The 26,485-nt window shown below is 70.2% G+C and carries 20 protein-coding genes; 5 read left to right on the top strand and 15 right to left on the bottom strand.

Annotated elements, in window-relative coordinates; translation table 11 throughout:
- Window positions 1–351: 351 nt before the first annotated feature.
- Together VIM26_RS15405 and VIM26_RS15400 are read right to left on the bottom strand one after the other, a co-directional pair.
- Complete coding sequence (locus tag VIM26_RS15405) at window positions 352–1,401, bottom strand: glycosyltransferase family 1 protein (protein WP_331952726.1); 1,050 nt, start codon at window positions 1,399–1,401, stop codon at window positions 352–354.
- Entirely contained in the window at window positions 1,401–3,932 is a 2,532-nt protein-coding gene (locus tag VIM26_RS15400) for a sodium-translocating pyrophosphatase (protein ID WP_331952725.1), read from the bottom strand. Before VIM26_RS15400 ends, VIM26_RS15405 begins: the two co-directional genes overlap by 1 nt.
- Window positions 3,933–4,189: 257 nt before the next feature.
- Between VIM26_RS15400 and VIM26_RS15395 the strand changes: the two genes are divergently transcribed.
- The gene (locus VIM26_RS15395; protein ID WP_331952723.1) at window positions 4,190–5,410 is read left to right on the top strand and encodes an EAL and HDOD domain-containing protein; all 1,221 of its coding nucleotides are present in this window, start codon (window positions 4,190–4,192) and stop codon (window positions 5,408–5,410) included.
- Here the strand turns inward: VIM26_RS15395 and VIM26_RS15390 are convergent, their stop codons facing one another.
- The 6 genes from VIM26_RS15390 to VIM26_RS15365 form a co-directional block, all read right to left on the bottom strand.
- On the bottom strand, window positions 5,411–7,963 hold the full coding sequence (locus VIM26_RS15390; RefSeq protein WP_331952721.1) for a sensor domain-containing protein: 2,553 nt from the start codon (window positions 7,961–7,963) through the stop codon (window positions 5,411–5,413).
- 169 nt (window positions 7,964–8,132) lie between these two features.
- On the bottom strand, window positions 8,133–8,654 hold the full coding sequence (locus VIM26_RS15385) for a hypothetical protein (protein WP_331952719.1): 522 nt from the start codon (window positions 8,652–8,654) through the stop codon (window positions 8,133–8,135).
- Between the two features lie 50 nt (window positions 8,655–8,704).
- Window positions 8,705–9,034 carry a type II toxin-antitoxin system prevent-host-death family antitoxin gene (locus VIM26_RS15380; protein WP_331952717.1) on the bottom strand — a complete coding sequence of 110 codons (330 nt, stop codon included), beginning with the start codon at window positions 9,032–9,034 and terminating at the stop codon, window positions 8,705–8,707.
- Between the two features lie 117 nt (window positions 9,035–9,151).
- Window positions 9,152–9,283 carry a hypothetical protein gene (locus tag VIM26_RS15375; protein ID WP_331952715.1) on the bottom strand — a complete coding sequence of 44 codons (132 nt, stop codon included), beginning with the start codon at window positions 9,281–9,283 and terminating at the stop codon, window positions 9,152–9,154.
- 352 nt (window positions 9,284–9,635) lie between these two features.
- A complete protein-coding gene (locus VIM26_RS15370; protein ID WP_331952713.1) occupies window positions 9,636–10,016 on the bottom strand; it encodes an STAS domain-containing protein in 381 nt (126 codons plus the stop codon).
- A gap of 131 nt (window positions 10,017–10,147) precedes the next feature.
- Window positions 10,148–10,807 (bottom strand): GAF and ANTAR domain-containing protein, encoded by a 660-nt coding sequence (locus VIM26_RS15365; protein ID WP_331952711.1) that lies wholly within the window; start codon window positions 10,805–10,807, stop codon window positions 10,148–10,150.
- A gap of 325 nt (window positions 10,808–11,132) precedes the next feature.
- Between VIM26_RS15365 and VIM26_RS15360 the strand changes: the two genes are divergently transcribed.
- The 3 genes from VIM26_RS15360 (at window position 11,133) to VIM26_RS15350 (ending at window position 16,145) form a co-directional block, all read left to right on the top strand.
- Window positions 11,133–13,337 (top strand): glycoside hydrolase domain-containing protein, encoded by a 2,205-nt coding sequence (locus VIM26_RS15360; protein ID WP_331952709.1) that lies wholly within the window; start codon window positions 11,133–11,135, stop codon window positions 13,335–13,337.
- A gap of 51 nt (window positions 13,338–13,388) precedes the next feature.
- Window positions 13,389–14,690 (top strand): glycosyltransferase, encoded by a 1,302-nt coding sequence (locus VIM26_RS15355; RefSeq protein WP_331952707.1) that lies wholly within the window; start codon window positions 13,389–13,391, stop codon window positions 14,688–14,690.
- A gap of 66 nt (window positions 14,691–14,756) precedes the next feature.
- The gene (locus VIM26_RS15350) at window positions 14,757–16,145 is read left to right on the top strand and encodes a diguanylate cyclase domain-containing protein (RefSeq protein ID WP_331952705.1); all 1,389 of its coding nucleotides are present in this window, start codon (window positions 14,757–14,759) and stop codon (window positions 16,143–16,145) included.
- 3 nt (window positions 16,146–16,148) lie between these two features.
- Here VIM26_RS15350 and VIM26_RS15345 read toward each other — a convergent pair whose 3' ends face one another.
- The 4 genes from VIM26_RS15345 to VIM26_RS15330 all read right to left on the bottom strand — a co-directional run bounded on the left by VIM26_RS15345 (window position 16,149) and on the right by VIM26_RS15330 (window position 23,111).
- Window positions 16,149–17,183 (bottom strand): ADP-ribosylglycohydrolase family protein, encoded by a 1,035-nt coding sequence (locus tag VIM26_RS15345; RefSeq protein WP_331952703.1) that lies wholly within the window; start codon window positions 17,181–17,183, stop codon window positions 16,149–16,151.
- Window positions 17,180–19,543 carry a glycoside hydrolase family 27 protein gene (locus VIM26_RS15340; protein WP_331952701.1) on the bottom strand — a complete coding sequence of 788 codons (2,364 nt, stop codon included), beginning with the start codon at window positions 19,541–19,543 and terminating at the stop codon, window positions 17,180–17,182. Before VIM26_RS15340 ends, VIM26_RS15345 begins: the two co-directional genes overlap by 4 nt.
- 156 nt (window positions 19,544–19,699) lie before the next feature.
- Window positions 19,700–21,490 (bottom strand): gamma-glutamyltransferase family protein, encoded by a 1,791-nt coding sequence (locus VIM26_RS15335; RefSeq protein WP_331952699.1) that lies wholly within the window; start codon window positions 21,488–21,490, stop codon window positions 19,700–19,702.
- Between the two features lie 19 nt (window positions 21,491–21,509).
- On the bottom strand, window positions 21,510–23,111 hold the full coding sequence (locus VIM26_RS15330; RefSeq protein ID WP_331952697.1) for a peptide chain release factor 3: 1,602 nt from the start codon (window positions 23,109–23,111) through the stop codon (window positions 21,510–21,512).
- Window positions 23,112–23,307: 196 nt separating this feature from the next.
- Between VIM26_RS15330 and VIM26_RS15325 the strand changes: the two genes are divergently transcribed.
- Window positions 23,308–24,027, top strand: coding sequence for a FadR/GntR family transcriptional regulator (locus VIM26_RS15325; protein ID WP_331952695.1), 720 nt, complete (start codon window positions 23,308–23,310; stop codon window positions 24,025–24,027).
- Window positions 24,028–24,105: 78 nt separating this feature from the next.
- Here VIM26_RS15325 and VIM26_RS15320 read toward each other — a convergent pair whose 3' ends face one another.
- From VIM26_RS15320 to VIM26_RS27120, 3 genes are all read right to left on the bottom strand, one after another.
- The gene (locus tag VIM26_RS15320) at window positions 24,106–25,551 is read right to left on the bottom strand and encodes a gluconate:H+ symporter (protein ID WP_331952693.1); all 1,446 of its coding nucleotides are present in this window, start codon (window positions 25,549–25,551) and stop codon (window positions 24,106–24,108) included.
- A complete protein-coding gene (locus tag VIM26_RS15315) occupies window positions 25,548–26,078 on the bottom strand; it encodes a gluconokinase (protein ID WP_331952691.1) in 531 nt (176 codons plus the stop codon). The genes VIM26_RS15320 and VIM26_RS15315 overlap by 4 nt, the downstream gene beginning before the upstream one ends.
- A 223-nt stretch (window positions 26,079–26,301) precedes the next feature.
- Entirely contained in the window at window positions 26,302–26,451 is a 150-nt protein-coding gene (locus VIM26_RS27120) for a hypothetical protein (protein WP_422662203.1), read from the bottom strand.
- Window positions 26,452–26,485: the final 34 nt, after the last annotated feature.

The raw sequence follows: 26,485 nt of genomic DNA, 5'->3' as shown, positions 1-26,485 counted from the left end.
CCTCAGTGCAGCCCTCAGTGCAGCGAAAGTGCACCAAGACGCCTCATTCACTGCACTTTTGATGCACAGAGCGATGCACTGAGCCCGCGAACCGGCAGTTATTATCGTATTTCGGCCGTGAGAGGACAACAACTCCCATCTCAACAACGACCCGCACGTCGAACCAGCGAGTTCGCGTCGAAATCGGCGAGCTCGGGCCGCCCGAGGCACCACAGTCGGTGAGTTCGCCCTCTCGTTGCGAATTCGTCGGTTCAAAACGGCGAACTCGCCTGAGAATGGCGAACTCGAGGCCCGAACGCTGAGCCTGCCGGCGGCGGGCTGCCTCGCACGCCGCCGGCATCTACCGGCCCGTCAGTTTCCGAACCACTCCTCGACGCGGTCCGCGATCGCCTTCTCGAAGTTGTCGTCGTCGTGCCGGGCCCGCAGCCACTGGGCGAAGTCGCCGCCCGCCGCGAGATCGATCTCGTGCCGGCACTTGGCCGTCTCGGTGACCGCCCGGTAGAGCATCGCCTCGGCCTCGGCCGTGCTCCGGTAGAGGTACGGGTAGTCGACCGGGAGGATCGCGCGCGCCCAGGAACGGTCCGGGAACACCCCGACCGCGCCGGCCACCAGGGCCTCGATGTACTCCAGCCCGTAGGACTCCTCGGCCGCGGTCGCGAGGAACGCCGTCGTCCGCGCAAGCGCCTCCCAGTAGTCCTCGCGGGTCGCGGTCAGCGGGCCCACCCACGCCCAGTTGCGCCTCGAGAGCCGCATCGCCTGTTCGGAGATGAGGGACGACTCGTGCAGCCGGGCCTCGACCTTGATCGGCGTTCGCTTGACCAGCCGCTCGACGACGTCGAGGAACACCTGGGGCTGCTTGCGCTCGGACATGTAGATCGCCGGGTAGAGCACGACCGGAACGGTGTGGTCGTTGTGCGGCCGCACGTGCTCGAGCCGGATGCCGAGGTTGACCCAGCCGACCCGGGCCTTCTCCGCGAACGGCTGGATCGTCAGCTTCTGCACGATCTCCCGGACCTCGAGGGCGGTGCGCTCGGAGTTCGCGAAGGTCGGGAACAGCGCGCAGGACAGCGCGAGCCCGGCCCGCTGCACCTTGTGGGAGTACTGCGACGTGCTCCACCACACGAAGTTCATGATCTTGGGCTCGTCGCAGTTGAGCTCGAGCGTGCGCCAGATGCTCAACGAGTCGATGACATCCATCGAGATGACCACGGTGTCCGTGCCGTCGACGAACTCCAGCGGGATCATGTCGAACCCGGCGCAGTGCCGCGGGCCCGGCCCGATGAGCGACGCGCCCGGGAACACCCGAAGCAGTCGGCGCACGAGCGTGGCACCGGCATCGTGCCCGGCGACGTGGCCGTCGGAGTCCACGGTCGCCATCGAGTACCGAATTGCGATCTTCATCAGTTTTCCCCTACTCCGGAAGATGACAGCTCCGACGCCGGCTCGGCATCAAATGTGGCGGCCTGGCCGTCGGCGCCCGGCCGTCCGTGCTCGGCGACCTCCATGCTGTCGTCCTCGAGCGAGGTGGTGATCCGCATGCCGTAGAACGACCGGCGCACGAAGTACGCGGAGACGACGAAGAAGACGGCGGCGAGAACGGTGACCAGCGTCCGGTGACCCTGGTCGGTGAGGCTGACCGCCAGCTCGACGGCGAGCAGCCCGAACAGAGTCGTGAACTTGATGACCGGGTTGAGGGCGACCGACGAGGTGTCCTTGTACGGGTCCCCGACGGTGTCCCCCACGATCGTCGCATCGTGCAGCGCGGTGCCCTGCGCGTGCAGGTCGACCTCGACGATCTTCTTCGCGTTGTCCCAGGCGCCGCCCGCGTTGGACATGAAGATCGCCTGGTACAACCCGAACAGGGCGATCGAGATCAGGTAGCCGATGAAGAAGTACGGCTCGACGAACGCGAACGCGAGGGTGGCGAAGAAGACCCCGAGGAACATGTTGAGCATGCCGTGCTGCGCGTACTGCGTGCAGATCTCGACGACCTTGCGGGAGTCCTTCTCGCTGGCCTTCGTCGCGCCGTCCTCGAGCTTGATGGTGTTCTTGATGAACTCCACCGCGCGGTAGGCGCCGGTGGTGACCGCCTGGATCGACGCGCCGGCGAACCAGTGGATCACCGCGCCGCCGGTGATGAGGCCGAGCAGCAGCGGTGCGTGCAGCAGGGAGAGGTTCTCCATCCCCGTGGTCAGGCCGTCGGTGAGGCTGATGATGATCGAGAAGATCATCGTCGTGGCGCCGACGACGGCGGTGCCGATGAGCACGGGCTTGGCCGTCGCCTTGAAGGTGTTCCCGGCGCCGTCGTTCTCCTCGAGCATCTGCTTGGCCTTGTCCCACTGGACGTCGATGCCGTGCTCGCGCTTGAGCTCGTCGTCGATCCCGACGATGTCCTCGATGAGCGAGAGCTCGTAGACGCTCTGGGCGTTGTCCGTGACCGGACCGTAGGAGTCGACCGCGATCGTGACCGGGCCCATGCACAGGAACCCGAACGCGACCAGACCGAAGGCGAACACCGCGGGAGCGATCATCAGCGCATCGAGGCCGCGGGAGCTCATCGTGAACGCGCCGCCCATCAGGCCGACGATCGCCATGCCGAGCCAGTAGGCGGAGAAGTTGCCCGCGACCAGGCCGGACAGGATGTTCAGCGAGGCGCCACCCTGGCGCGAGCTCTTGACGACCTCGCGTACGTGCTTGCTGTGCGTCGAGGTGAACACCTTGACGAGCTCGGGGATCACGGCCCCGGCCAGGGTGCCGAACGAGATGATCGTCGCGAGCTTCCACCACAGGCCGCCGCTGAGCGTGTCGGCGAGCACCACGTAGCTCACCGCGTAGGTCGACGCGATGCAGAACGAGGAGGTGACCCACACGAGCGAGCTCAGCGGAGCCTCGAAGTTCATCCGGTCGGCGCGGGCGTAGTGGACGCGGACCCAGGCGTCGTTGGCGAGGTAGGAGACGGCGGCTGCGATGACCATGCACACGCGGACCGCGAAGATCCAGACCAGCAGGCTCGCCTGGATCGCGGGGTCGTGCACGGCCAGCAGCACGAAGGTGATGAGCGCGACGCCGGTGACGCCGTAGGTCTCGAAACCGTCGGCGCTCGGTCCGACCGAGTCGCCGGCGTTGTCGCCGGTGCAGTCGGCGATCACGCCGGGGTTGCGCGGATCGTCCTCCTTGATCTTGAACGCGATCTTCATCAGGTCGGCGCCGATGTCGGCGATCTTGGTGAAGATCCCGCCGGCGATGCGCAGCACCGAGGCCCCGAGGGACTCCCCGATCGCGAACCCGATGAAGCACGCCCCGGCCAGGTCACGCGGCAGGAACAGCAGGATGATCAGCATCATCAGCAGCTCGACGCTGATCAGCACCATGCCGATCGACATGCCCGACTTCATCGGGATGCGATGCATCTGCAGGGGCTTTCCGCCCAACGAGGCGAACGCGACCCGCGAGTTGGCGAACGTGTTCACCCGGATCCCGTACCACGCCACCGCGTACGAGCCACCCATCCCGACCAGGCTGAAGGCGATGACGATGGCCACCCGACCCCACGTGAAGTCGACCAGGAAGCCGTAGTACACGACGATGATCGCCGCGATGAACACCCAGAGCATGAGCAGGAAGCGACCCTGCTGCACGAGGTACGTCTTGCACGTGGAGTAGATGAGCTCGGAGATCTCCCGCATCGAGGAGTGCACCGGCAGCTTGCGCAGCTGGGCGAAGCTCAGGGCGCCGAAGCCGATGCCCAGCGCGCACACCAGCAGGCCGAGCAGGAGCAGGCCCCGGCCGGACGCGCCGCCCATGATGGTCACCGCGCTGAGGTCCGGCAGGACCAGGCTCGCCTCCCCACCCTTGGTGGTCGCCTCGCTCGTCGCCGACGACGACGACGCGCACCCGGAGAGCGCAAGCACAACGACGCCTGTCAAGCTCACCGCGCCGACCGCGGGTCGCCGCAGGTTGAAGGAACGTAACGGAGCGGACGCACCAGTGAAGGCGCGCCGCTCGGGATGAGCGTTCACGATTTGCCTCTGACCTGCCGGGATAGCGAGCTGCTTGGACAACTTTCACGCTAGGCCGGGGAAGGGCGATCCATCTGTGACCTTCGACTCAGATGAGGATTCCTCAAACCCGCGCGTCTCGTGCCGATTGGGACGACAACGCACCCTCCTGGACCAAGAGGCACCCGCTGATGACCAGCCTCGAATTCGAGCCCCCCAGATCGCCGCGGCTGACCGGGATCGAGATCACCGCACACCACCAACCCGTGATGCGCCCGGACCGATCCGTGTTCGGCTACGCGGTGAGCGTCGCACTGCGTGCCGCGCACGCCCACCGGGGCGATGCCTTCGACGACGTCGTGCACGCGGCGTACGGCGAGGTCGATCTCGCCGCGCTCGTCGGCGCCAGCGTCGCGTTCATCCACCCGACCACCGCCATGCTCGTCGGCGACCAGCCGCTTCCGGACAGCCTGGGTGGGCTGGTCCTGGAGATCCCCGGTCATTTCGCCGACCTCCCCGACGCTGCCGAGCACCTGCGTGCGCTCCGCGCGCGCGGAGTCGGGCTGGCGTTGGCGGGCTACGTGCCAGGCGGCAGCCAGGAGGAGCTGATCGACCTCGTCGACTTCGTCAAGGTCGATCTGGTGCGAGGCACCTACTTCGCCGCGTACGCCGTCGGCTGTGCGCACGGGCGGCGGGTCGCCGTGATCGCCGAGCGCGTCGACAGCGAGGAGTCCGCACTGTTCTGCGCGTCCCTCGGGGTCGAGCTGCTCCAGGGTCCGCTGTTCCAGCGGGACGCCCCGCCGATCGCGCGGGACTTCAGCGTCGGGGAGGTGCGGTGCCTCGAGCTCGTCGCGCTGCTCACCGCCACCGACGTCGACACGGGCCGCGTCACGAAGGCCGTCTCTGCGGACCCGGAGCTCACGATGCGGGTGCTTCGACTGGTCAACTCGAGCGCGTACGGCGGGCAGAGCCGGATCGACACGGCCGGCCGGGCCGTCGTCATGCTCGGCCCGCAGCGGCTCCTCTCGCTCGTGATGGCGTCCCTGGTCAGTGGGCGCAACCGTCCGATCGCGGGCCTGTGGTGCGTGCTGACCCGCGCCATCGCCTGCCGGTCCATCGCCGACGACGACACCGCTTACACGGTCGGCCTGCTCTCCGCGGTGGCCTCGCAGCTGCGGGTCGCGCCGGCAGACCTGATCGCGCGGACCAGGGTGTCGCAAGACGTCAGCGACGCGCTGCTCACCCTGTCCGGACCGTACGGGCAGGCTCTCGCGGCGGTCCTCGCGCAGGAGGAGAGCGACACGGCCCGTATCGAGGCGACCGGTCTGGCGTCGTCGGGCGTGGCTCGCGCCTATCTCGAGGCCGTCGCCGAGGGGCTCCGTACGGCCACGGCACTGTCCACGTCCAGCTGATCAGCGGATCAGCCCGGTCGGCGTCGCGCCGCTCGGTTCTCGCGGCGAGCGCGGCGCGGGAATGGTCGCGCCCGGTCGGTCCGGCGCCCCGAGCCACCCGACGAGGTCGTCGTACGCCATCGGGCGGGCGAACAGGAAGCCCTGGGCGTGCCCGCACTGCAGCTCACGCAGGACGCTCAGCTGGAGCTCGGTCTCGACACCCTCGGCGATGACCTCGAGGCAGAGCGCGCCGGCCATCGCGATCACCGCGGCGACGAGCGAACGATCCGCGTCGCCGGTTCCCAGCCCGTCGACGAAGGACTTGTCGATCTTGAGCGCGTCGACGGGTAGGTCCTTGAGGTGCGCGAGACTCGAGTAGCCGGTTCCGAAGTCGTCGACGTGCAAGGAGACGCCGAGGTTGCGCAGGGCGTGCAGCGTCATGTACGACCCGACATCGAGCATCAGGACCGACTCGGTGATCTCCAGGATCAGCGAGTCCGGGGTGGCACCGAACTCGGCGAGAGCCGCGACGACGTCGTCGCGCAGGTCCGGGTCGGAGAGCTGACGGGCCGAGAGATTGACCGCGAGCCGCAGCGGTGCCTGGTTCGGCAACGCCGCCTGCCATCGGGCGCGCTCGCGGAGCGCTGCGCGCAGCACCCACCGGCCGATGGACACGATCAGCCCGGTCTCCTCGGCGAGCGCGATGAAGTCGTTGGGTTGGACCAGCCCGCGTTCGGGGTGCTGCCAGCGCACCAGGGCTTCGACGGCGACCGGCGCGGTGTCGGCGACCGAGATGACGGGCTGGTAGACGACCCGCAGTTCGTCCCGCTCGACGGCGCGGCCCAGGGCGGTGAAGTTGGCCAAGCGTGCCGTTGCGGTGTCGCGCCACGTGCGGTCGAACAGCTCGAGGCGGGCTCGGCCCCGCGCCTTCGCGCGGTACATCGCGGTGTCGGCATCCTGCAGGAGATCTTCGGGCGCGGCCTCGCCGTCCGCCACCACCAGCCCGATGCTCGCGGAGACGGACACCTGCTCCCCGTCGTCCTGGCCCGCGAGGACGAACGGCGCCTCAATCGCCGCCAGCAAGCGGTTGCCGGCCAGGATCGCGGCCTCGATGCTCTCTACCTCGCAGACGACGACGAACTCGTCCCCACCGAACCGGGCCACGGTGTCTTCGGGACGGACGTTCGCACCGAGACGGTGGGAGACCTTGACCAGGAGGTCGTCGCCGGCCTGGTGGCCGAGCCCGTCGTTGACGACCTTGAAGCCGTCGAGGTCCAGGAACATCACCGCGACCCGCTCGCCGTGGCCGCGCGCGTGGGCGAGGGCGTGCTCGAGCCGGTCGCGGAGGAGGGCTCGGTTGGGCAGGCCCGTCAGGGTGTCGTGCAGGGCCTGGTGGCTGAGCGCGCGCTCGGCCTGCTTGCGGGCGGTGTCGTCCCGGGCGATGCCGGAGCACCCGATCAACGTCCCGTCATCCGCGTACACGGGCGAGAGGGTGAGTGAGGTCTCCACGAGGTTTCCGTCGTTGCGGCGACGAACCGTCTCGAAACCCTGGACCGACTCACTGCGGGCAATCCGGCGCAGGACCGCACTGACGTCGTCGTCGGCAGCGCCCCGATCGGGAGCCAACATCCGGATGTCCTGGCCGGTCGCCTCGGCCGCCGTGTAGCCGTAGAGCCGCTCCGCGCTGCCGTTCCAGCTCAGGATCGTGCCTTCGAGATCCGTGCCGACGATCGCGTCGCTGCTCGACTCGACGATCGCGGACAAGCGGCGCACGACCTGCTCGGTCCGCTTGCGCTCCGTGATGTCGCTCGAGATCCCGATGATGGCCGTCAGCGTGCCGTCGTCATCGAACATCGGGGTGTTGGTCACCATCGCAGGGAAGGACGTGCCGTCGCGATGCCGGACCTCGAACTCCCCCGTCCAGCTTCGCCCGGCGGCCAGCTCGGCGAAGATCTTCACTCCCTCCGCCTGGTACAGCGCTGAGGGAATGAGCTCGACGACGTTCCGGCCGAGGGCCTCCTGCGCAGGCCACCCGTAGATCCGCTCCGCGGCCTTGTTCCAGAAGATGATCGTCCCGGCGGTGTCGGTCGCGATGATGGCCTGGCCCGCCGAGTCGAGCAGGGCGCCCTGGAACCGGCCACGCTCGATCTCGGCACGAGCGGCGGTCACGTCCTTCAGCAGGACGACGACCGAATCGGGCTTGACCGGCTGTTGGCCCAGCACGGGGTAGGCGCTGACCTCGAGCCACCTCAGGTCCCCCGTCGGCAACCGGAAGCCCAACGTGTCGCCGAGCACGGGCACGCCGGTCCGCAACGCCACCGCCACCGGCAGTGCCTCCTGACCGACCGGCCGCAGCGAGGCGTCGACCGCACCTGAAAAGGGGCTCGCCGGGGTGCGAGCGAGGAGCTCCGCGTGGGTGAGCCCGAGAAGACGCTCGGCCGCCGGGTTGGAGGTATGCAGCCGCCCGTTCGAGCCAACCACGAGGAGCCCTTCGCCCAATGACTCGATCATGGTGCGAAGGCGCGAGCGATCGACCGTGAACTCCTCCTCGACGCCCGTCCCGGTCTCCGCCATGAGCCGCAGTCTAGGTTTCGCACGCCGCGTGCGCGCTTGAATACGCACGCCGAAGTGCGTCCGGAAGTCGATGCCAGCGGGTGAACAAGTCGGCAGCAAGAGGCGACGTGTGGTCAAAGGCGTTCTTCCACCACAAACTGATCTGCGTGCAGGCTCGGGCCTCGATCGACTAGCCGGACCTGCTGATCCATTCCTCCCACGCCTGCATGGCCTGCTCGGGCGTCAGCCTGCGGACGTCGTCCTGAGTGTGCCCGGCCTTGCCCACCAGCCGCGAGACCAGCCAATCCGGCACGGGGTCAAGCTTCGGTTCGGGCTCGGCCGCGATGCCCGCGGCCACGCGCCCGAGCGACTCCAGGACCTGGGTCAGCGCGATCGCTCGGTGGTCGGTGCCGAGGCGGGCGACGCGGTCGACCATCTCCTCGTAGACCGCGGCGTCGGGCCGGGCGCCGGCGGCCGAGACCTCGGCGACCTCGACGATGGCGGCACCGACCTGGTCGTGGGCGACGCGCCAGATCACGCGCCAGTCCCGATTGCCGACCGTCAGCTTGCGAAAGCCGATCAGGCCCCCGAGGAGCGCCTCCCCGGCGTGCGGATTCCGCTCGAGCAGGAGCATCTTCTTCAAGCACCAGCGTGCGATCTGCGGATCCTTGCGAATCAGCCGGTGTAGGTCGGACAGGGCGTCCTCGGTCAACCGTACGACCGCACGTTGCGACTCGGGGTGCGGACCGACACCACCAACCGTCACTCGCGACCCGCGGCGAGGTCAGCGTCCAGCTCGGATTCGAGCTCGGCCCGGCTGAAGCCAAATGCGGCGATTGCCTCGTCGAGCGAGCCTCGCGCCCCGGTGTCGGTTGCGGCTCTGATGATGACCAGAGCGGCGTCGCGCAGGTCCCCTTCGAGGGTCCGCAACTGGTCGAGCTGTCGCGTGCTGACGACAGCCGCGACCGGCTTGCCCCGGCGGGAGACGATGATGTCGGCGCCAGCCTCGGCGTCCTTGATGAGGCCGGCCACGCCACGGGCGGACGCGGCCGTGACCGAGATAGTGCGCCCGGACGGTGCGAACGTAGTCATGGGTGAACTGTACAGAAATCTATACAGAAATCAAGAGCCGGTCAGTGCCCCGTAGGGGTTCCCCACGAGGCACCTTCATCGCCTCGGCCAGGTAGTTTGGGGCGTCCTCGCCAGACCTCAGCGCACTCGGGCAGCCCGCCAGAAACGGCGGCCGATCCCGACGTACCAGGCGACGTACGCGACGTTCGCCACCAGGAACAAGGGCGCCGTGGCCGGGATCTGCCCGAGAAGGGTGAACGCTCCGGCCACGATGGCGACCCAGCCGAGCGGCCGGCTGGGGCGCGGCGCTGTGAGCCACCAACCCGAACCTCCCGGCCGACCTCGCCCACCGTGTCGGCGACCTTGCCCAGGACGCAGTCCTCATCGGGTTTGCAGCTCCGCAGAGGCCGGAGCTCGTTCGTTGAGGAGGTGACGGACATGGCTATGCGATTCGACCCGTTCCAGAAGATGGATCGGTTGATAGGGCAGGTCTTCGGATCCGCCCGCGCTGCGGCGACGATGCCGATGGATCTGTACCGCTCGGGTGAGCACTACGTGCTGCAGGCGCCCGACCTCACGCGCACTGCCGCAGCTCCGCCGCTAGATCACGCGGGCCGCTGGATCACGCGGTGTCGCCCGACGTGACGAGTTCGATCGCCACCGCGGGCCCGAACGTGTCCAGCAGGAACTGCAACGGCGGGCACGGGCCCACCAGGGTGAGGCCCCCGCCGCGAGCCCGGAGCCGGAGATCGGTGCTGATCAGCAGGTCCAGGCCGCTCGCGTCACAGAAGGCGAGCTCGCGCACGTCCGCGCGGATGCGAGCGTGGTCGTTTGCCAGGGCGCTCAGGGTGTCGGCGAGGGACGAAACGGCCGCGATGTCGAGCTCACCCATGACAGTGATGCCGACACTCTGCGACGGCGCACTGAATGCCGTCTCGACGTTGAGGTCGGGCCTGGACGCCGGTTGTGGTCCGCCGTCGGCCTCTTGATAGCTAGCCGTCACGACAGAACCTCCGGAAGTTGAGAGCGCCAGGTGCGAAATATCTTCGCGAGCGGCTTTTCTCCCAAACCGGACCCTGATCGTAGGCGCAGGATCCTCGAAAAGAAAGGGCGCATGCACCGCGGACCGCTCCGTCATCGCTTGCCGCCGCTCGTTGTGTGCTGGCCCGGCAGCTCGCCGGTGCTCACCAGTTGAAGCGCGATCTCACTCAGCTTGCTGTTGTTGTTCTGGCTGACCCTCGTCAACAGGCCGAACGCCCGGTCCCCGGTGACCTTGTGGCGCTCCATCAAGATCCCCAATGCCTGGCCGATGACACCTCGCGTGCCCAGGGCTGCATGCAGCTGCGCTTGCTCTCCGGCGCCGACCATCGCGACGGACGCGTGCGATGCGAAGAGCAGTGCGACGTGCTCGGACTCGTCGGTGAACGCGTCGCTCTGCTCGTTGAACAGGTTCAGCGCCCCGAGCTTGTGCTCATCCACGTAGAGCTGGACGGCCAGCATGCTGCCAACGCCGAGATCGAGGGCGCGCCTGGTGAACTCCGGCCAGCGTTCCTCGGTCCTCAGGTCTGACAATCGCACCGTGCGGTGCTCGAAGAGGCTGTCGAGGCACGGCCCCTCCCCCGTCTCGTACTGCGCACGGTCGACCGCGAGCGGCAGATCACCCGTGGAGGCGCGCGTCGTGACCCGCTTCCGTTTCTCCACGGACGAGATGCTGGCGTGCGCAGCGCCCGGCACCGTCCCGACCGCGGCGAACACGATTGCCCGCAGCGTGGCGTCGAGGTCGTCCTCCTGCACCAGGGATCGGGCCAGCTCGCTGAGCTGGACCGCCAACGGGTCGTCCCCCGCGCTCCCGCCTGTGTAGCTGCTGGACGGCTCGCCGCTGCCCGACGTCGAGCCTTGAGCGACATCGTTCGTCATTCGAGGTCATCCCCCTCCATCGCCTCACCGCTACCCCCATTGTGGACGCGCTCCACGGGTGGCGCCAGACGGTCGCGGCAGGTTGACGCGGCCGTGATCTGCCCGTAACCCAGCAGACACAAACGGCTCGTACCGTCATGATTTGACAGGGATGTCGAGCTGCGCGCACCCGCGGGCCGCGAACCATGGCGAAGGGCGGGCAATGATCGACAGGGTCGACCCGTTCATCGGTACAGACGTCACCGCGCTCGCCGAACCGGTCGGGATCGCGGCTACCTGGTGGTGGCCCAAGCCCCAGGTCGGCAACACCCACCCGGGCGCCACCCATCCCCTGGGCATGGTCTCGGCGTGCGCCTACTCGGGCGCGTACCCGACGGGCTACGGGCGGTACGACCTCGTCACCGAGGGCGTCCCCCCGCAGGTCCACGACCGCCAGCTGGCGTCGGGCTTCACGCACTTCCAGCAGTCCGGCACCGGCGCGATCCGCAAGTACTACAACTACTTCCGGGTCACCCCGATGCTCGCGCCCCTCGATGAGCTCGGCGGGCTGTGGGAGATCGAGGAGGAGAGCGCCGAGCCCGGCTGGTACGCGGCCACGACCGCGTCGGGGATCCGGTGCGAGGTGACGGTCGGTCCGAAGAGCGCGGTGCACCGCTACACGTTCCCCCGCCACCACGACGCCCGGCTCGTGATCGACTTCTCCCTCGGCGGTCTGACGATCCCGCACGGGCGGACCGTCCCGCTGCGCGCCCACCTGCACGCCATCGCCCCCGGGGTGGCGCAGGGCGAGATCGTCGTCGAAGGCGCACCGCTCGCCGTGCACGTCGAGTGCGACGCGACGCAGTGGCGGCAGATGCTCTGGTACGACCGCCGGCTGATGCCCGGTGGCACGAGGCTCGACTTCGACTACATCCGCCCGACGACGCTGCGCCCGTTCGGTCTGATGTGGGCCGGCCCCACCGAACCCGGCCAGGTGGTCGAGCTGCGCTTCGGCTTCTCGCTGCGCGGGGTGGACCAGGCCGAGGCGAACCTCTACCGGGACTGCGGGCCCGGCCCGTCGAGCTTCGAGTCCAGGCGGCTGGCCACGTCGGACACCTGGCGCGAGCACCTCGACGCGATCAGCGTCGACACCTCCTCGAAGGACCGTCAGACGGTCTTCTCGACGGCCCTCTACCACTCGCTCATCAAGCCGTGCATGGCCCCCGGCGAGAGCCCGTTCTGGCCGGCGAGCGGTGCGTTCGCGTTCGACATCGCGACCATGTGGGACATCTACCGGACCCAGCTGCCGCTGCTCACCGCGCTGCTGCCCGAGCGGGCGGTCGAGCTCGCGCAGGCCTTGCTGTACATCTCCGAGGAGGAGGGGAACCTGCCGATCGGCTACCGGATGGCCCGTGGTGCGGACCAGTTCTCCCGGCAGGCGAGCGCGCTGGCCCACACGTTCCTGGCCGACCTGTGCCAGCTCGGTCTTGGGCTCGACTGGGACTGGGCGCTGGTGCACATGCACACCGACCTGCGCCGCATGTACGGCGAGGATTTCCTGCAGCGCGGCGAGGTCCACCCGATCAGCCACACGCTCGACCTCGCGTTCGGGTACTGGTGCACCTCGAAGATCGCCGACCATGTCGGCGACCCCGCCCTCGTCGCGGAGTTCGCCCCGCTGGCCGCGCAATGGGCGAACGCCTTCGACCCCGCGACCGGGCTGCTCAAGGACTCGACCTTCTACGAGGGCGGCAAGTGGAACTACTCGTTCCGCCTCGTCCACGACATGGCCGCCCGGATCGCCCTCGCAGGCGGCGAGGAAGCCTTCGTCTGGCTGCTCGACCAGTTCTTCGGGTTCGGAGCGCCTGCCGTCACCCAGCCCGGCGTGCGTCCGGGCGTCGCGGAGATGGCGCGTGGCTACGCCCTCAACCGGTTCGAGGGACTGAACAACGAACCGGACATGGAGGCGCCCTGGGCCTACCAGTACGCCGGCCGACCGGACCGCACCGCCGACGTCGTGCATGCGATCGTGCACAACCAGTTCGGGACGGGCCGCGGCGGGCTGCCCGGGAACGACGACTCGGGGGGCCTGAGCTCCTGGTACGTCTGGGCGACCCTCGGCCTGTTCCCGGTCGCCGGCCAGAACCTGTTCCTGATCAACGCGCCGGCGTGGCGCGAGTCACGGACCCGCGTGAGCGGCGGGACGATGACGATCGCGACCTCCGGTTTCGTCGAACCCGCACCAGGCGATCCCGTCCAGTACGTGCAGTCCGTCGAGCTCGACGGCGTACCGCTCGAGCGCACCTGGCTGACCGGGAACGAGCTGCACCGCGGCGGGCGCCTGCTGATCGAGCTCGGGCCGGTTCCCGGCACCTGGGGGACCGGCATCCGCCCACCATCCGCCTCGACCTCCGACCTCCCGCTCTGAACCCGCTCCAACTCTGAACCCTCCCCGCTCTGAACCCACAGGAGTGAGCCCATGACCACGCAGCCGAACAACCGCATGGTGATCATCGTCCGAGCCGACCCGGTGATCTGCGGGCACTCCGGGGAGGCGCGCAACCTCGCCGAGGCCGCCCTGGACCGGGGCTTCGACGAGGTGCGCATCATCACCTGGCCGATCGACAGACTTCAGCAGACCGGCCTGCCGCTCAAGCCGTTGGACCGCGTGCTGCCCTACTCCGCGGGCATCATCGTGGAGCGACCGGAGCCGGTGGGCGACTACAAGGTGCCCGACGGGCGCTACCTGGCGGGCCTGACCGGCCGGCTGGTCGAGCTGTTCACCGACGGCGTCCCGACGGTGTGCATCTCGCTGTACCTGAGCCCGCACGCGATCGCGGTGGCCGACGCCGTCCGGGTCGCGCAGAGCACCGGACTGCCGGTCAACGTCACGACCGTGGCAGAGGCTGTCGGGTCGGACGTCACGAACGTCGTGCGGTCCTGCCTTGAGGAGGAGCGCTGGGGGGCGGCGGCGCACGTGCTGTCGAGCTACCTGGCCCATGACGTATGCCTCGCGGTCTCGCAGTACACGCGAGAGATCATCCTCGCCGAGGCGGCGGAGCTCGACGCGCGGCACGGGACCACGTTCGCCGAGCGGTGCCGGGACCGGGTCGCCGTGTCCTACCCGGCGATCGACGTCGGCTCCTATCTGCACCTCGACCCGCTCGAGACCGAGAGCCTGCTGACGCGCCGGAGCCTGACCCGCGACGGCTACGTCCTCTTCCTGTCCCGACTCGCGCACGCGAAGGGGGTCGACGACCTGATCGCCGGATTCGAGCGGAGCCACTCCCCGGCGGCGATGCGACTCGTCATCGCCGGGAACGGGCCCGACGCCGGCCGGCTGCGCGACCTCGCGGCAGCCTCGCCGCTCGCGGACCGGATCACGTTCCTCGACGACGTCGACGACTCGGAGAAGGCACACCTGATGGCCGGCTCCGCGGCGTACGTCCTGCCGAGCAAACCGCGGCCCGAGTTCGTCGAGACGTTCGGCATCGCCCTGGTGGAGAAGATGCTGGCCGGCGGCGGGCCGGTCATCACGACCGAGACCGGCGGGATCGGCGAGGCCGTCGGCGACTGCGCGATCTTCGTGCCGGTCGACGACCCCGACGCGATCGCGGCGGCCCTCGACCGGGTGTTCACGATGTCCGCCGACGAGCGAGACGGCCTGGAACGGCGGGCCCGGGTGCACGCGATGCAGTTCGACCGGGCCGTCGTGCTCGACCGCCTGCTGGAACGGGTGCACGTCGAGCCGGTGATGCGGGTCGCGGTGGGCATGATCTGACCCCTGCGATAACGCATCCAGGCGACGGCCCCTCCCGATACTGTCCAGGTGACACCGGGAGGGGCCATGCTCGTGAAGCCTGACATGGTGCCCAGGTTCGTCGTCCCGCCGGGTTTCGACGCGATCTGTGCCGACAACCTCCTCGACACTCCTGGGTCGATCATCTTCTTCAAGGACCTGCGCAGCAGGTTCCTCAGGGTCAGCGTGGACTGCGCCGACCTGACCGGCCGCACCCCGGACGAGATGATCGGGCTCACCGACTTCGACCTGCCCGACCGCTCCGAAACCCGCGTCCATGCCCACGAGCTCTTTGCCGATGAGCAGCGCATCATCGCCACCGGTGAGCCGATGATCAACAAGGTGGAGGTCGACCGGCTGGCCGACCTGCCCGGCACCTGGGTCGAGACCAGCAAGTTCCCACTGCGTGACTTTGACGGCAGGATCATCGGAACCTTCGGCTTCTCCCATGACGTCACCCGGTGGGAGGTCGCCAAGCACGAGCTCGCGCGGGTCGCAGCGGCGTCCGAGGACGCCCACGCCGCTCTGCGGGTGGTCGAGGACCAGCTGCGGGCCGTCCTGAACGGCTCGACGGACGCGATCGCCAGGTACGACCGGGAGCTGCGCTACCAGTACATCAACCCCGCCGGGGAGCGGTCCCGCGGCTCGACGATCGCCGCGCTGACCGGTCGTACGGACCGGGAGACCGGGATGGCGCAGAGCTCACTGGAGGTGTACGAACCGGCCCTGCGGCGGGTGCTCGAGACCGGTGAGCCCAGCGAGGTCGAGTTCAGCGTGCAGGATCTCCGCACGGACGAGGACACGTGGTTCCACGTCTCCCTGTCGCCCGACCGCGACGCCGCCGGGCTGGTCGTCGGAGTGCTGACGTCGATGCGGGACATCACCGAGATCAAGCGTGCCGCGCAGTTCCTCGCCCACCAGGCCACGCACGACTCTCTGACCGGCCTGGCGAACCGGTACCTGCTGACGGACCGGCTGAACGAAGCCCTCGGGCGGATGGAGCGACACCCCAGCCGCCTCGTCCTGTTCTTCGTGGACCTCGACCACTTCAAGGCCGTCAACGACACCTACGGTCACGAGACCGGTGACCGCGTGCTCGTCGCCGTCGCGCGCCGGTTGCAGCAGGTCGCACGCCGGGAGGACACCGTCGCCCGGCTGGGCGGGGACGAGTTCATCGTGCTGTGCGAGCAGGTCGTGACCGACGACGACGTCCTCGTGATCGCCGACCGGGTCGTGCGGGCCGTGGGTGAGCCGTTCGACGACGGTGCCAGGACGCTCCCCCTGTCGGCGAGCGTGGGTGCGGTGGTCACGGATGACCCGCAGTCGGCGGCGTCCTGGCTGCTGCACAGCGCGGACTCCGCGATGTACCGGGCCAAGGACCGCGGCCGCAACCGCTTCGAGATCTTCGATCCGCGGGCCCCCGGTGACGCTTCTTGACGACTAGCCGAGCGGTGCGGCCGGCAGGTCTTCCTCCTCGGTGCGTCCGCCGCGGGCGGTGAGCAGGCTGAGCCGGACCAGGTCGTCCCCGCGCAGCCCGGGCCAGCCGTGCACGATCGCCCGCCAGGGCGCGGGTACCGCGGAGGCTCCCCAGCGGGCACCGAGCAGGCCACCGGCGATGGCGGCGACGGTGTCGGTGTCCCGGCCCCCGCGCACCGCGGACTCCAGGGCGCGCGGCAGGTGCTGGGCCGGGTCCTGCGCCGGGACGGCGGTCCGCGCGATCGCCGACCAGGCACCCTGCAGCGCCTGGACGACCCAGCCGTTCTTGTCGAAGTGGGCCGGCGGATTGGCCTCGGCCTCGTCGAGCCGCGACGCCCAGACGGCGCGGCGGTCGGCCGGCAGGGTCTCCAGCGCGAGCCGCAGCCCATCGAACGTGCCATGCAGCACGGCGTGCCGGATCGCCAGGCACCACAGTGCGCAGGCCTCGCCCGCCTCCGGGTCGAAGTGGGTGAGCGCGGAGAGCGCGTGCGCGGCCTCGACGAGCCCGGCGGGGTCGTCGAGATAGGCCAGCGCGACCGGCGCCGTCCGCATCAGCGACCCGTTGCCGCCGGACCTGCCGTTGCGGGCGTGGTGCGCGGCCGCCGCGGCGATCAGCGCCTCGCCGGTCAGCGCCGAACCCGCCGTGGCGTTGCCCGCGGCGGACAGCACCGACCGCGTCTGGATCCCGACGTCCGCGGCCTTCCGTGCCCAACCGGCCCAGCGGACGGCGATCGCGTCCAGGGACGCACCGGAGCGCAGGTCCGACCCCGTCGCGGCGACCTCGGCGATCGCCACCGCCATGGACGTGTCGTCGGTCCACTCCCCCGGCGCCCAGCCGAAGCCGCCGCCGCCCACCATGGCGACCTCGGTGCGCTCGGCCAGCGGGGGTCCGAACTCGTAGCCCGCGCCGAGCGCGTCGCCGCACGAGGTCGCGAGGAGCGCCCCCGCCACGCGGTCGAGCTGTGCCCCGGTCAGTTCGAGCGTCTGCGAAGTGGTCATGGCGCCGGATCGTACGTGGCGGGGCCGGCCGGAGAGACCCGGAGGGTCGCGGTGCCGTGCGCCGGGACGTCCGCCGAGATGGTGCTCCCGACCTGGGTTGACGCCTTGGTCCACAGATCCGTGACCTCGTAGCCGGTATCGGACGCGGGCAGCCCGACCTGCGACGCGGTCGTCGAGATCACCGCCGGAACGCTGAGGCGGTTCAGCAGCGCCAGAGCCACGTCGCCGTCGGCCAACCCCTTCGCGAACACCTCCGAGGAGCCGTCGTCCGCGATCTTCACGCCCTGCTTGCCCAGGGGGTCCTGATCGATCGCGATGAGGTCCCGGTTGCTCAGCAGGTCGACGTACCGCTGGTCCGTGGTGCGGGCGTCGGCACCCATGATGAGCGGCGCGGCCATGATCGCCCACAGCGCGAGGTGCGACCTGGACTCCTCGTCCGAGAGCCCCGGACCGAACGTGCCCGGCGCCACCCCGACCTCGAGCATGTCGGGATCGTTCCAGTGCCCCGGTCCGGCGTACGCGGTGTAGCCCAACTGGCTGTCTACGTGGTTGACGACTCCGTGGCCGGCCTTGTCCCACACATTCTCGATGTCGCCCGAGGTCCGCCACAGGTTCGACGTCGCGCTCCAGTCGGTCGGGACCTTGTCTTCCGGATTGATGCTGTAGACGATCTTGCGGTTCGTGTTCGCAGTCGCCCGTACCAGCTCGTCCCGCATGAGGTTGAACGCCGTCACCCGCACGAGACCCTGGTCGCTCGCGCGGCACCAGTCGTACTTGAGGTAGTCGACGTCCCACGAGACGAAGGTCTCCGCGTCAGTGCGCTCATGGCCCCAGCTGCCGGTCGACCCGGGGTAGCCCCCGTAGATCTGGGCGCAGCTGCGCGCACCCGGGTTGGCGTAGATCCCGAGCTTCAGACCCTGGCTGTGCACGTACGCCGCGAGACCTTTGATCCCGCTCGGGAAGCGGTTCTCGTCGGCCCGAAGGCGCCCGTCAGCGTCGCGGGAGGGCGCCTGCCAGCAGTCGTCGATGACGACGTACTCGTAGCCGGCGTCCTTCAGCCCACGGGCGACGATCGCGTCGACCGTCTGCCTGATCAACAGCTCGCTGATCGTGCAGTTGAACTGGTTCCAGCTGTTCCATCCCATCGGCGGGGTCAGCGCCAAGTTGGTGGGGACGGGCGGCTCCGGGGACGGCGGCACGCTCGCGGTGACCAGGAGCGCGGCGGTGCCGGTGGCGGCTCCGTCGGTGCCGGTCACCGTGTGGTCCCCCTCGGAGGTGGGCGAGCAGACCGCCGTCGTGCACTGGGCGCGGTCACCGTCGACGTCGAAGGTGGTCACGGTCGTGACGTCGCCGAGAGAGTTGCCGAACGCATCGACACCTTGGGCGGTGTAGGCCCGCGCGGCGCCGACGGCGACGGTGGCCCACGGCGGCGCGAGCACCAGGTGCTCCAGGGCTCCGGCGCTCACCGTGACGGTACCCGAGCCCGTGATGCCGGGGCTGGCGGCGTCCCTGGCCACGACCGTACGGGATCCGGCGGTCACCAAGATCGCGCCCGACGGCGGGCTGAAGGTGACCGTGCCCCCGGCGGTGGCCACAAAGGTGTAGGTGGCGGGCTCGAAGGCTACCGACGCCCCGGTGTCCGAGCTGGAGAACGCCACCGTGCCGCGGTACCCCGTGGCGGTGTTGTTCCACGCGTCGCGCGCCCGCACGCTGAATCCGAAGCGCATCCCCGCCGTCACCCCCGCGGGGGCCGTCACCGCGAGCGAGGCGGCGGGGCCGGCCACCACCTTCAGCACCGGTTGGACCGCGAGGGATGAGCCGCCGGCCGTCGCGTAGAACGTGTAGGAGCGCGCGGTGCGCGGTACGGTCACACCGGCGTAGGTCACGGAGAAGGACCGGCCGGCCGGGCAGCTCACCGTGACGTTGATCCGCGTGCCGGGCGAGTCACCGGGATAGCTCGAGTTGGTGACGGTCGTGAACGGCGACGGGGAGAGCGCGGCGGAACTGCAGGTGAGCCGCTGGACCGTCACGTTGGCACCCGCGGGAATCGGGCGGAACCCCGTTCCCGGCGCACCCGAGGTGGGCACCAGCACCGCGACGGTGCCCGATACCGCGCGCGTGCTCGGCGCGGTGTAGCGGAGCGTGATCGTATGTCCCGACGTGCCCGCGGCGACCGATGTCGACGAGCCCGGGGCGATCGCGATCGTCGTCGTCCCCGGCCCCGTCGCCGCGTCGGCCGTCGGCGCGCCGAGCAGGCCTAGTCCGCCGAGCAGGCCTAGTCCAGCGAGGGCGAGCGCCACACCTGCCCATGCGAGCCGACGTCGTCCCGGCACGACCCGGTCGACATCGCCAGCACCCATGGTGCGCTCCTTCGCCGAACGACGTCGCCGCGAGTGGCCTCGTCGCGGGCAGAGATCTCATCGCAAGCAGCGATCAAGCATGGCAGCGTGCAATTGCGCTCGTCAAGGCGGCGCTCCTCGAAGGAACTCGTCCGCCGGGTGACCCGCGGGACGACGTCAGCGTCCGCAGGCGTAGCCCTGCATGCCGCGCGGGTTCGCGCCGGCGGCGAGGACCCCGGTCGCGGGATCCCTGGTCACCGCGCACATCCGGCCCAGGCTCCACGCACCGGACAGCCGCACGTCGTGGCCACGGGCCGACAGTGCCGCCACGACCGCCTCGTCGAGCCGGTCCTCGACGACCAGGACGCCCGGCTCGACCTCCCGCGGGTAGAACGAGCCCGGCAGGCTCGCCGTGTGCCAGGTCGGGGCGTCGATCGCCTCCTGCAGGGACACCCCGCCGATCAGGTGCCGCAGCAGGAAGAGCAGCTGCCACTGGTCCTGCTGGTCACCGCCCGGCGAGCCGCACGCGAGTACCGGCTCGCCGTCGCGGTGCACCAGGGTGGGGGTGAGCGTCGTGCGCGGGCGACGCCCGGGCGCGAGGGACGACGCCAGACCCTCCTCGAGCCAGCACATCTGCAGCCGCGAACCGAGCGGGAACCCGAGCTCGGGGACGGTCGGCGAGCTCTGCAGCCAGCCGCCGCTCGGCGTCGCCGAGACCATGTTTCCGCACCGGTCCACCACGTCGACGTGGCACGTGTCGCCGCGAGTCACCCCGTCCGGCTCCACAGTCGGCTCCCCGGTCGTCGTATCCCGGGGCGGACGAGCGGGCAGCGCCCGGTCCCGCAGGTGTTCCGCCAGGCGCGGGACGCGACCGTCCGGGCTGCCCGGTCGCACCTCGTGGGAGGCCCGGTCCCCCACCAGCCGGGCCCGGCCGACGGCGTACTCGGTCGACAGCAGCGTCCTCAGCGGCACGTCCGAGCCGTCGCCGTACCAGGCCTCCCGGTCCGCGAACGCCAGCTTGAGCGCCTCGGCGATCGCGTGGATGCCGTGGGCGGTCGAGGGATTCAGCGCCTGCGGGTCGCCCAGCGCGTCGAGCACCGTCATCGTCTGCAGGAGGACCGGCCCCTGCCCCCAGGGCGCCGTCTTGGCGACGGAGAACCCGTGCCAGTCCAGGGTCACCGGCTCCTCCCAGGTCGCCGAGAACGCCGCCAGGTCGTCGCCCGTGACCAGGCCCGGGTGGGACCGGCCCGAGGAGTCCCGGAACGCGAGCCGCGAGAACCGGTCGACGGCGTCCGCGACGAAACCCTGGCTCCAGGCCCGTCGCGCCGCGTCGATCTGCGCGACCCGGTCCGCACCCGCCGCCCGACCATGGTCGACGAGTCTCATAAGAGTCGTCGCATACATAGGATTGGCGAACATCGATCCGGGCACCGGCGCCTTGCCGTCGCGCAGCCACAGCTCGGCGGACGACGGCCAGTGGTCCCCGAACAGCCTCTGCACGCTCGCCACGGTCGCGCACACGCGCGCTCCGAGCGGATGTCCCCCGCCGGCGTAGCCGATCGCGGGCTCGAGGACCTCCTCGAGCGACTGCGTGCCGTGGTCCCGCAGCATCAGCAGCCAGGCGTCGACGGCGCCCGGGACCGCCGCCGCCAGCGGGCCGGAACCCGGGATGAGGTCGAACCCCAACGACGTGAAGTGCTCGATCGTCGCGCCGACCGGCGCGGGCCCCTGGCCGGCCAGGACCCGCGGCGCCGGATCGCCGGCGGTCGCGATGATCGCCGGCACCTCACCGCCGGGTCCGTTCAGGTGCGGCTCCACCACGTGCAGCACGAACCCGGCGGTGACCGCGGCGTCGAACGCGTTGCCCCCGCGCTCGAGCGCCCGCATCGCGCACTGGGACGCGATCCAGTGCGTCGACGACGCCATACCGAAGGTGCCCTGGAGGGTCGGCCTGGTGGTGAACGTCATCGCAGCGTGGAGGCGGAGGTCAGGCGGCGGTGGGCTTCTCGAGCACCGCGTTCGGGTGATGGGTGCGCACCGACGAGACCCGCCAGGGGTCCGGGAACAAGGCGAGCAGCTCGCCGTCCTCGCGGGCCAGCACCTCGACCCCGCGCTCGGCGCCGATCACCTTGGCCCACTCCCGGGTGGTGCGCAGCGCGATCGTGTAGCCCAGCCGGTCCAGGTACACCGGGGAGTTGAACTCCGTCGCCATCCGGTGCTCGGCGACCTCGAACTGCATGGGCCCGACGGCGGCGAGCACCGGCGCCTGGTCCCCGCGCAGGTCCGAGCGCAGCACCTGCACGACCCCCTCGGCCTCCAGCTGGGCGACCCCGCGGCGGAACTGCTTGTACTTGCCGGCGTCCTTCGCGCGCACGACGGCGAAGTGCTCCGGGGCGAACGTCGGCAGCGGCGGGTACTCCACCTTCTTGTCCAGGTAGAGCGTGTCGCCGACCCGCAGGTCCGCGCCGTTCACCAGCCCGACGACGTCCCCCGGGTAGGCGGTGTCGATCACGGTCCGCTCGCGGCCGAAGGCCTGCTGGGCGTACTTGGTCGCGAACGGGCGCCCGGTGCGCCCGTGGGTGACGACCATCCCGCGCTCGAACATCCCGGAGCACACCCGGATGAACGCGAGCCGGTCGCGGTGGGAGGTGTCCATGCCGGCCTGCATCTTGAACACGAACGCGCTGAACGGATCGTCCACCGCGCGGGGCTCACCGCCGACGGCGGGCCGCGGACCGGGAGACGGGGCGACGTCGACCAGCACGTCCAGCAGCGCGTGCACCCCGAAGTTGCGCACCGCCGAGGCGAACAGCACCGGGGTGGAGATCCCGGCCAGGAAAGACTCGGGATCGTAGTCCTGACCGGACGCGCCCAGCAGTTCGCTCTCCTCCACGGCGGTGTCCCAGGCGGCGCCCTCCTGCGCGGCGGCCGCCGCGGGCGGCAGGACGTCCTCGGGTGCGACATGGGCGCCACCGCTGGTCGGCGTGAACCGGACGTAGTTCCCGCTGCTCCGGTCGACCACCCCGCGGAAGTCCCCCGCGACCCCCACCGGCCAGGTGAGCGGCGTGGGCTCCAGCCCGGTCTTCTCGGTGATCTCGTCCATCAGTGCGAGCGCGTCCAGGCCGGGCCGGTCCCACTTGTTGATGATCGTGATGAGCGGGATGCCGCGGTGCTTGCACACGGCGAACAGCTTCATCGTCTGGGCCTCGAGCCCCTTGGCCGCGTCGATCAGCATCACGGCCGCGTCCACCGCGGAGAGCACCCGGTAGGTGTCCTCGGAGAAGTCGGCGTGCCCCGGGGTGTCGAGCAGGTTGATGACGGTGTCGCGGTAGGAGAACTGGAGTGACGCGGACGTGATCGAGATGCCGCGGGCCTGCTCCATCTCCATCCAGTCCGAGACCGTGTGCCGGCGCCCGCTCTTGCCGTTGATGTGCCCCGCCTCGGTGATGGCGTGGGCGTGCAGGGCAAGTGCCTCGGTCAGCGTGGACTTCCCCGCGTCGGGGTGGCTGATCACTGCGAACGACCGGCGGCGGGCCGCCTCCTGGCCGACGTCGAGGTCCTGGACAACGCTCGTGGTGCCGTGCCGCACTCAGACTCCTCAGGTGATGGTCGATCGCTGTGACGCCGTTCGGCAGACGCCGGCGACGTCCGCACCCGGGCGGACGCCGCGGTCGCTGCGACGCGTGGGCGCAGCCGGTCGACCCCTTCATTGTGCCGGACGCTCCGCACGGACCCGCCCCGAGCCCTTGATGTGATCTATGGGGCGTTGGGGCATCATAGAAATCGTGACCAGCGAAAAGACAGAAACCCCGGGTGGGTTGCACGAGCAGGTGCTGTCCCGGCTCGGGCCCGCGCTCGTGTCCGGCGAGCACGCCGAGGGCACCGTGCTGAGGATCGACGAGATCGCGCAGAGCAACGGCGTCTCGCGAACCGTCGCGCGGGACGTCATCAAGGTGCTCGAGTCGCTGCATCTCGTCTCGACCCGGCGCAGCGTGGGGGTCACCGTGCGGCCACGCGGCGAGTGGAACGTGTTCGACCCGCGGCTGATCCGCTGGCGGCTGGCGGGACCCGACCGGGCCCGACAGCTCCGGTCGCTGAGCGAGCTGCGGCACGGCGTCGAACCCGTTGCCGCGGCGCTCGCGGCCACCCACGCGCTGCCCGAGCACATCGGCACGCTGACGGCGGCCGTCATCGGGATGTCGGTCACGGGACGGCAGGGCGACCTGGAGGCCTACCTCGAGCACGACACGGCGTTCCACTGCGCGCTGCTCGCCGCCTCCGGCAACGACATGTTCGCGGCCCTGGCGTCGGTGGTCAGCGAGGTGCTCGCGGGCCGGACGCACCACGACCTGATGCCGGAGCACCCCGAGCCCGCGGCGATCCGCCTGCACGGCGACGTGGCCCAGGCGATCGCCTCGGGCGACGCGAGCGGTGCGGAGCGTGCGATGCGCGCGATCGTGGACGAGGCGACCGAGGCGATGGAAGCGGCCTTCCCCGCGAGCTGACAGGCGCCGCGGACCGACGACGACGAGGGCCCGCCGCCTGCATCGCTGCAGGTGGCGGGCCCTCGTCGGGTCAACCGGTCACACGACGAGCCCGAGCAGCAGCACGAACACCAGCCCGGAGACCGAGATCAGCGTCTCCATCACCGACCAGCTCCGGATGGTCTCCCCCACGCTCAGGCCGAAGTACTCCTTGACGAGCCAGAAGCCGGCGTCGTTCACGTGGCTGAAGAACAGCGAGCCGGCGCCGATGGCGAGCACCAGCAGCGAGGTCTGCCCGGTCGACATCGTCAGGGCGAGCGGCGCGAGGATCCCGGACGCCGTGACGGTCGCAACGGTGGCCGAGCCGGTGGCGAGGCGGATCAGCACGGCCACCACCCAGGCAAGGAGCAGCGGCGAGAGGCTGCTGTGCGCGATCGCGTGCGCCAGCACGCCACCGATCCCGGTGTCGACCAGGGTCTGCTTGAAGCCGCCACCGGCGGCCACGATCAGCAGGATGCCAGCGATGGGCGGCAGGGACTTCTCCAGCGACGTCGAGAGCTGCTTGCGGTTCATCCCTGAGCCGCGCCCGAACGTGACCATCGCGACGAGCACGGCCAGCAGCAGCGCGATGAGCGGGGTGCCGAGGAAGTCGAGCGCGGTCCGCAGGGTGGCGCCCTCGGCGAGGAAGATGTCCACGAGCGCCTTGCCCAGCATGAGCACGACCGGCAGCAGGACGGTGAACAGCGTCGTGCCGAAGCTCGGCCGACGGGTCGCGCCGCTCGTGGGAGCGTCGGTGGCGACCTCGGTGCCGCTGGCAGCCCCGCCGGACCTGGTCGCGACCGGTGCGCCGCTCGGGACGAACAGCGCCGGGGCCGAGACCGGCACCCAGCGGGCGGCGAACCGGGCGAACGTCGGACCCGAGAGGGCGACGACGGGGATCGCGATGAGCACGCCGAAGGCCATGGTGACGCCGAGGTTGGCGTTCAGCGCGGCGACCGCGACGAGCGGGCCCGGGTGCGGGGGAACCAGGCCGTGCATGACCGACAGGCCGGCGAGGGCCGGGATGCCGACGCGCATCAGCGGCAGGTTCGCGCGGCGCGCTACCAGCAGGATCACCGGCATCAGCAGGACGAGGCCGATCTCGAAGAACATCGGCAGGCCGATGAGGGCACCGACCAGGGCCATCGCCCAGGGCAGGGCGCGCACGCTGGCCCGGTTGACGATCGTGTCGACGATCTGGTCGGCGCCGCCGGAGTCGGCGAGCAGCCGGCCGAACATCGCGCCGAGCGCGATCAGCACGCCGACGCCCGCGACCGTGGCGCCCACTCCCGTGCCGAAGCTGGTGAGCGCATCCGCGAACGGCACCCCCGCGAGTGCCCCGACGGTGAGGGAACCGATCGTCAGGGACAGGAAGGGGTGCAGCTTGAGCTGGGTGATCAGCAGCACGATGATCGCGATGCCCGTCAGTGCGGCCAGGATCAGTTGGGTGCTGCCGGCGTCGGTCAGCGCCGCCGCCGCGGCGGCGGCATGGATTGTCGGACTCATGAGCGAACTCCCGTGCGGATGAGGGTGGCGGTGAAACCGGCGACGATGGCGTCGACGGGGGCGGTGAGGTCGAGCACGTGCCCGTGCTCGTCCGGCTCGAGACGCTCGAGGGTCTCGAGCTGGGAGGTGATCAGCGACGCGGGCATGAAGTGCCCGGGCCGCTCGGCGACCCGCTGGGTGAGCACGGCGGGGTCGCCGTCCAGGTGCAAGAACTGCACCTCGGGGGCTGCGGCGCGCAGTACATCGCGGTAGCGCCGGCGCAGGGCCGAGCAGCCGACGACGGCGCCCGAGTCCTGGTGCTGGGCGAGCCAGGCGCCGATCGCGGCGAGCCAGGGCGCGCGGTCGTCGTCGTCCAGGGGGTGGCCCGAGGCCATCTTGGCGACGCTCGCGGGGCTGTGGAACGCGTCCGCGTCGGCGTACTCGATGCCGAGGTGGTCGGCGAGGGCCTGGCCGACCGTCGTCTTACCGGATCCGGCTACGCCCATCACGACCACGAGCGGTCGGCTGTTCTTGGTGGATTCGCTCATTGGGCGACTTCTCCTCGGCTCTGAGGTCCCTCGTGGGGAGCGGGCCTGCGGTGGCCATGGGCATTTCTAGATCACATCAACGGCTGTGTCAACTTGCTTTCGTAGCATGAAGAGATCATCGTGTGGTGTGGCCGTCGACGGCCCGATCCCCTTGCGGGGACCTCAACGCTGAGGAGCGTCAGGCTTAACGGTTCCCCACGGATGGATCCGGGGGATTGCCAGCTCAGACCGCAACCGCAACCGACCCGGAGGGTGGTATCAGGTGTCTTACGTCGTCAACACTGGTGTGGCCCCGTTCTGCCACAGCCAGGATCACCCTGGCAGCGTTCACGTCCCGGCCCGCGGTGAAGCCACAGGTCGAGCACGTGAAGATTCGTTGACCCAGTTCGAGGTGCCGCTTGGCTCTC

This window comes from Pengzhenrongella sp. (assembly GCF_036565025.1).
Classification (GTDB): Bacteria; Actinomycetota; Actinomycetes; order Actinomycetales; family Cellulomonadaceae; genus Pengzhenrongella.
The sequence above is the reverse complement of the archived record's forward strand: the minus strand, read 5'-3'. Positions and strand labels throughout refer to the sequence as shown.

Bases quoted from the DNA above. Each gene is read 5' to 3' on its own strand.
- VIM26_RS15395 (WP_331952723.1), top strand. From the start codon at position 4,190: ATGACCAGCCTCGAATTCGAGCCCCCCAGATCGCCGCGGCTGACCGGG.
- VIM26_RS15355 (WP_331952707.1), top strand. From the start codon at position 13,389: ATGACCACGCAGCCGAACAACCGCATGGTGATCATCGTCCGAGCCGAC.
- VIM26_RS15345 (WP_331952703.1), bottom strand. From the start codon at position 17,183: ATGACCACTTCGCAGACGCTCGAACTGACCGGGGCACAGCTCGACCGC.
- VIM26_RS15315 (WP_331952691.1), bottom strand. From the start codon at position 26,078: ATGAGCGAATCCACCAAGAACAGCCGACCGCTCGTGGTCGTGATGGGC.
- VIM26_RS15360 (WP_331952709.1), top strand. From the start codon at position 11,133: ATGATCGACAGGGTCGACCCGTTCATCGGTACAGACGTCACCGCGCTC.
- VIM26_RS15390 (WP_331952721.1), bottom strand. From the start codon at position 7,963: ATGGCGGAGACCGGGACGGGCGTCGAGGAGGAGTTCACGGTCGATCGC.
- VIM26_RS15405 (WP_331952726.1), bottom strand. From the start codon at position 1,401: ATGAAGATCGCAATTCGGTACTCGATGGCGACCGTGGACTCCGACGGC.
- VIM26_RS15340 (WP_331952701.1), bottom strand. From the start codon at position 19,543: ATGGGTGCTGGCGATGTCGACCGGGTCGTGCCGGGACGACGTCGGCTC.
- VIM26_RS15380 (WP_331952717.1), bottom strand. From the start codon at position 9,034: ATGACTACGTTCGCACCGTCCGGGCGCACTATCTCGGTCACGGCCGCG.
- VIM26_RS15335 (WP_331952699.1), bottom strand. From the start codon at position 21,490: ATGACGTTCACCACCAGGCCGACCCTCCAGGGCACCTTCGGTATGGCG.
- VIM26_RS15350 (WP_331952705.1), top strand. From the start codon at position 14,757: ATGCTCGTGAAGCCTGACATGGTGCCCAGGTTCGTCGTCCCGCCGGGT.
- VIM26_RS15320 (WP_331952693.1), bottom strand. From the start codon at position 25,551: ATGAGTCCGACAATCCATGCCGCCGCCGCGGCGGCGGCGCTGACCGAC.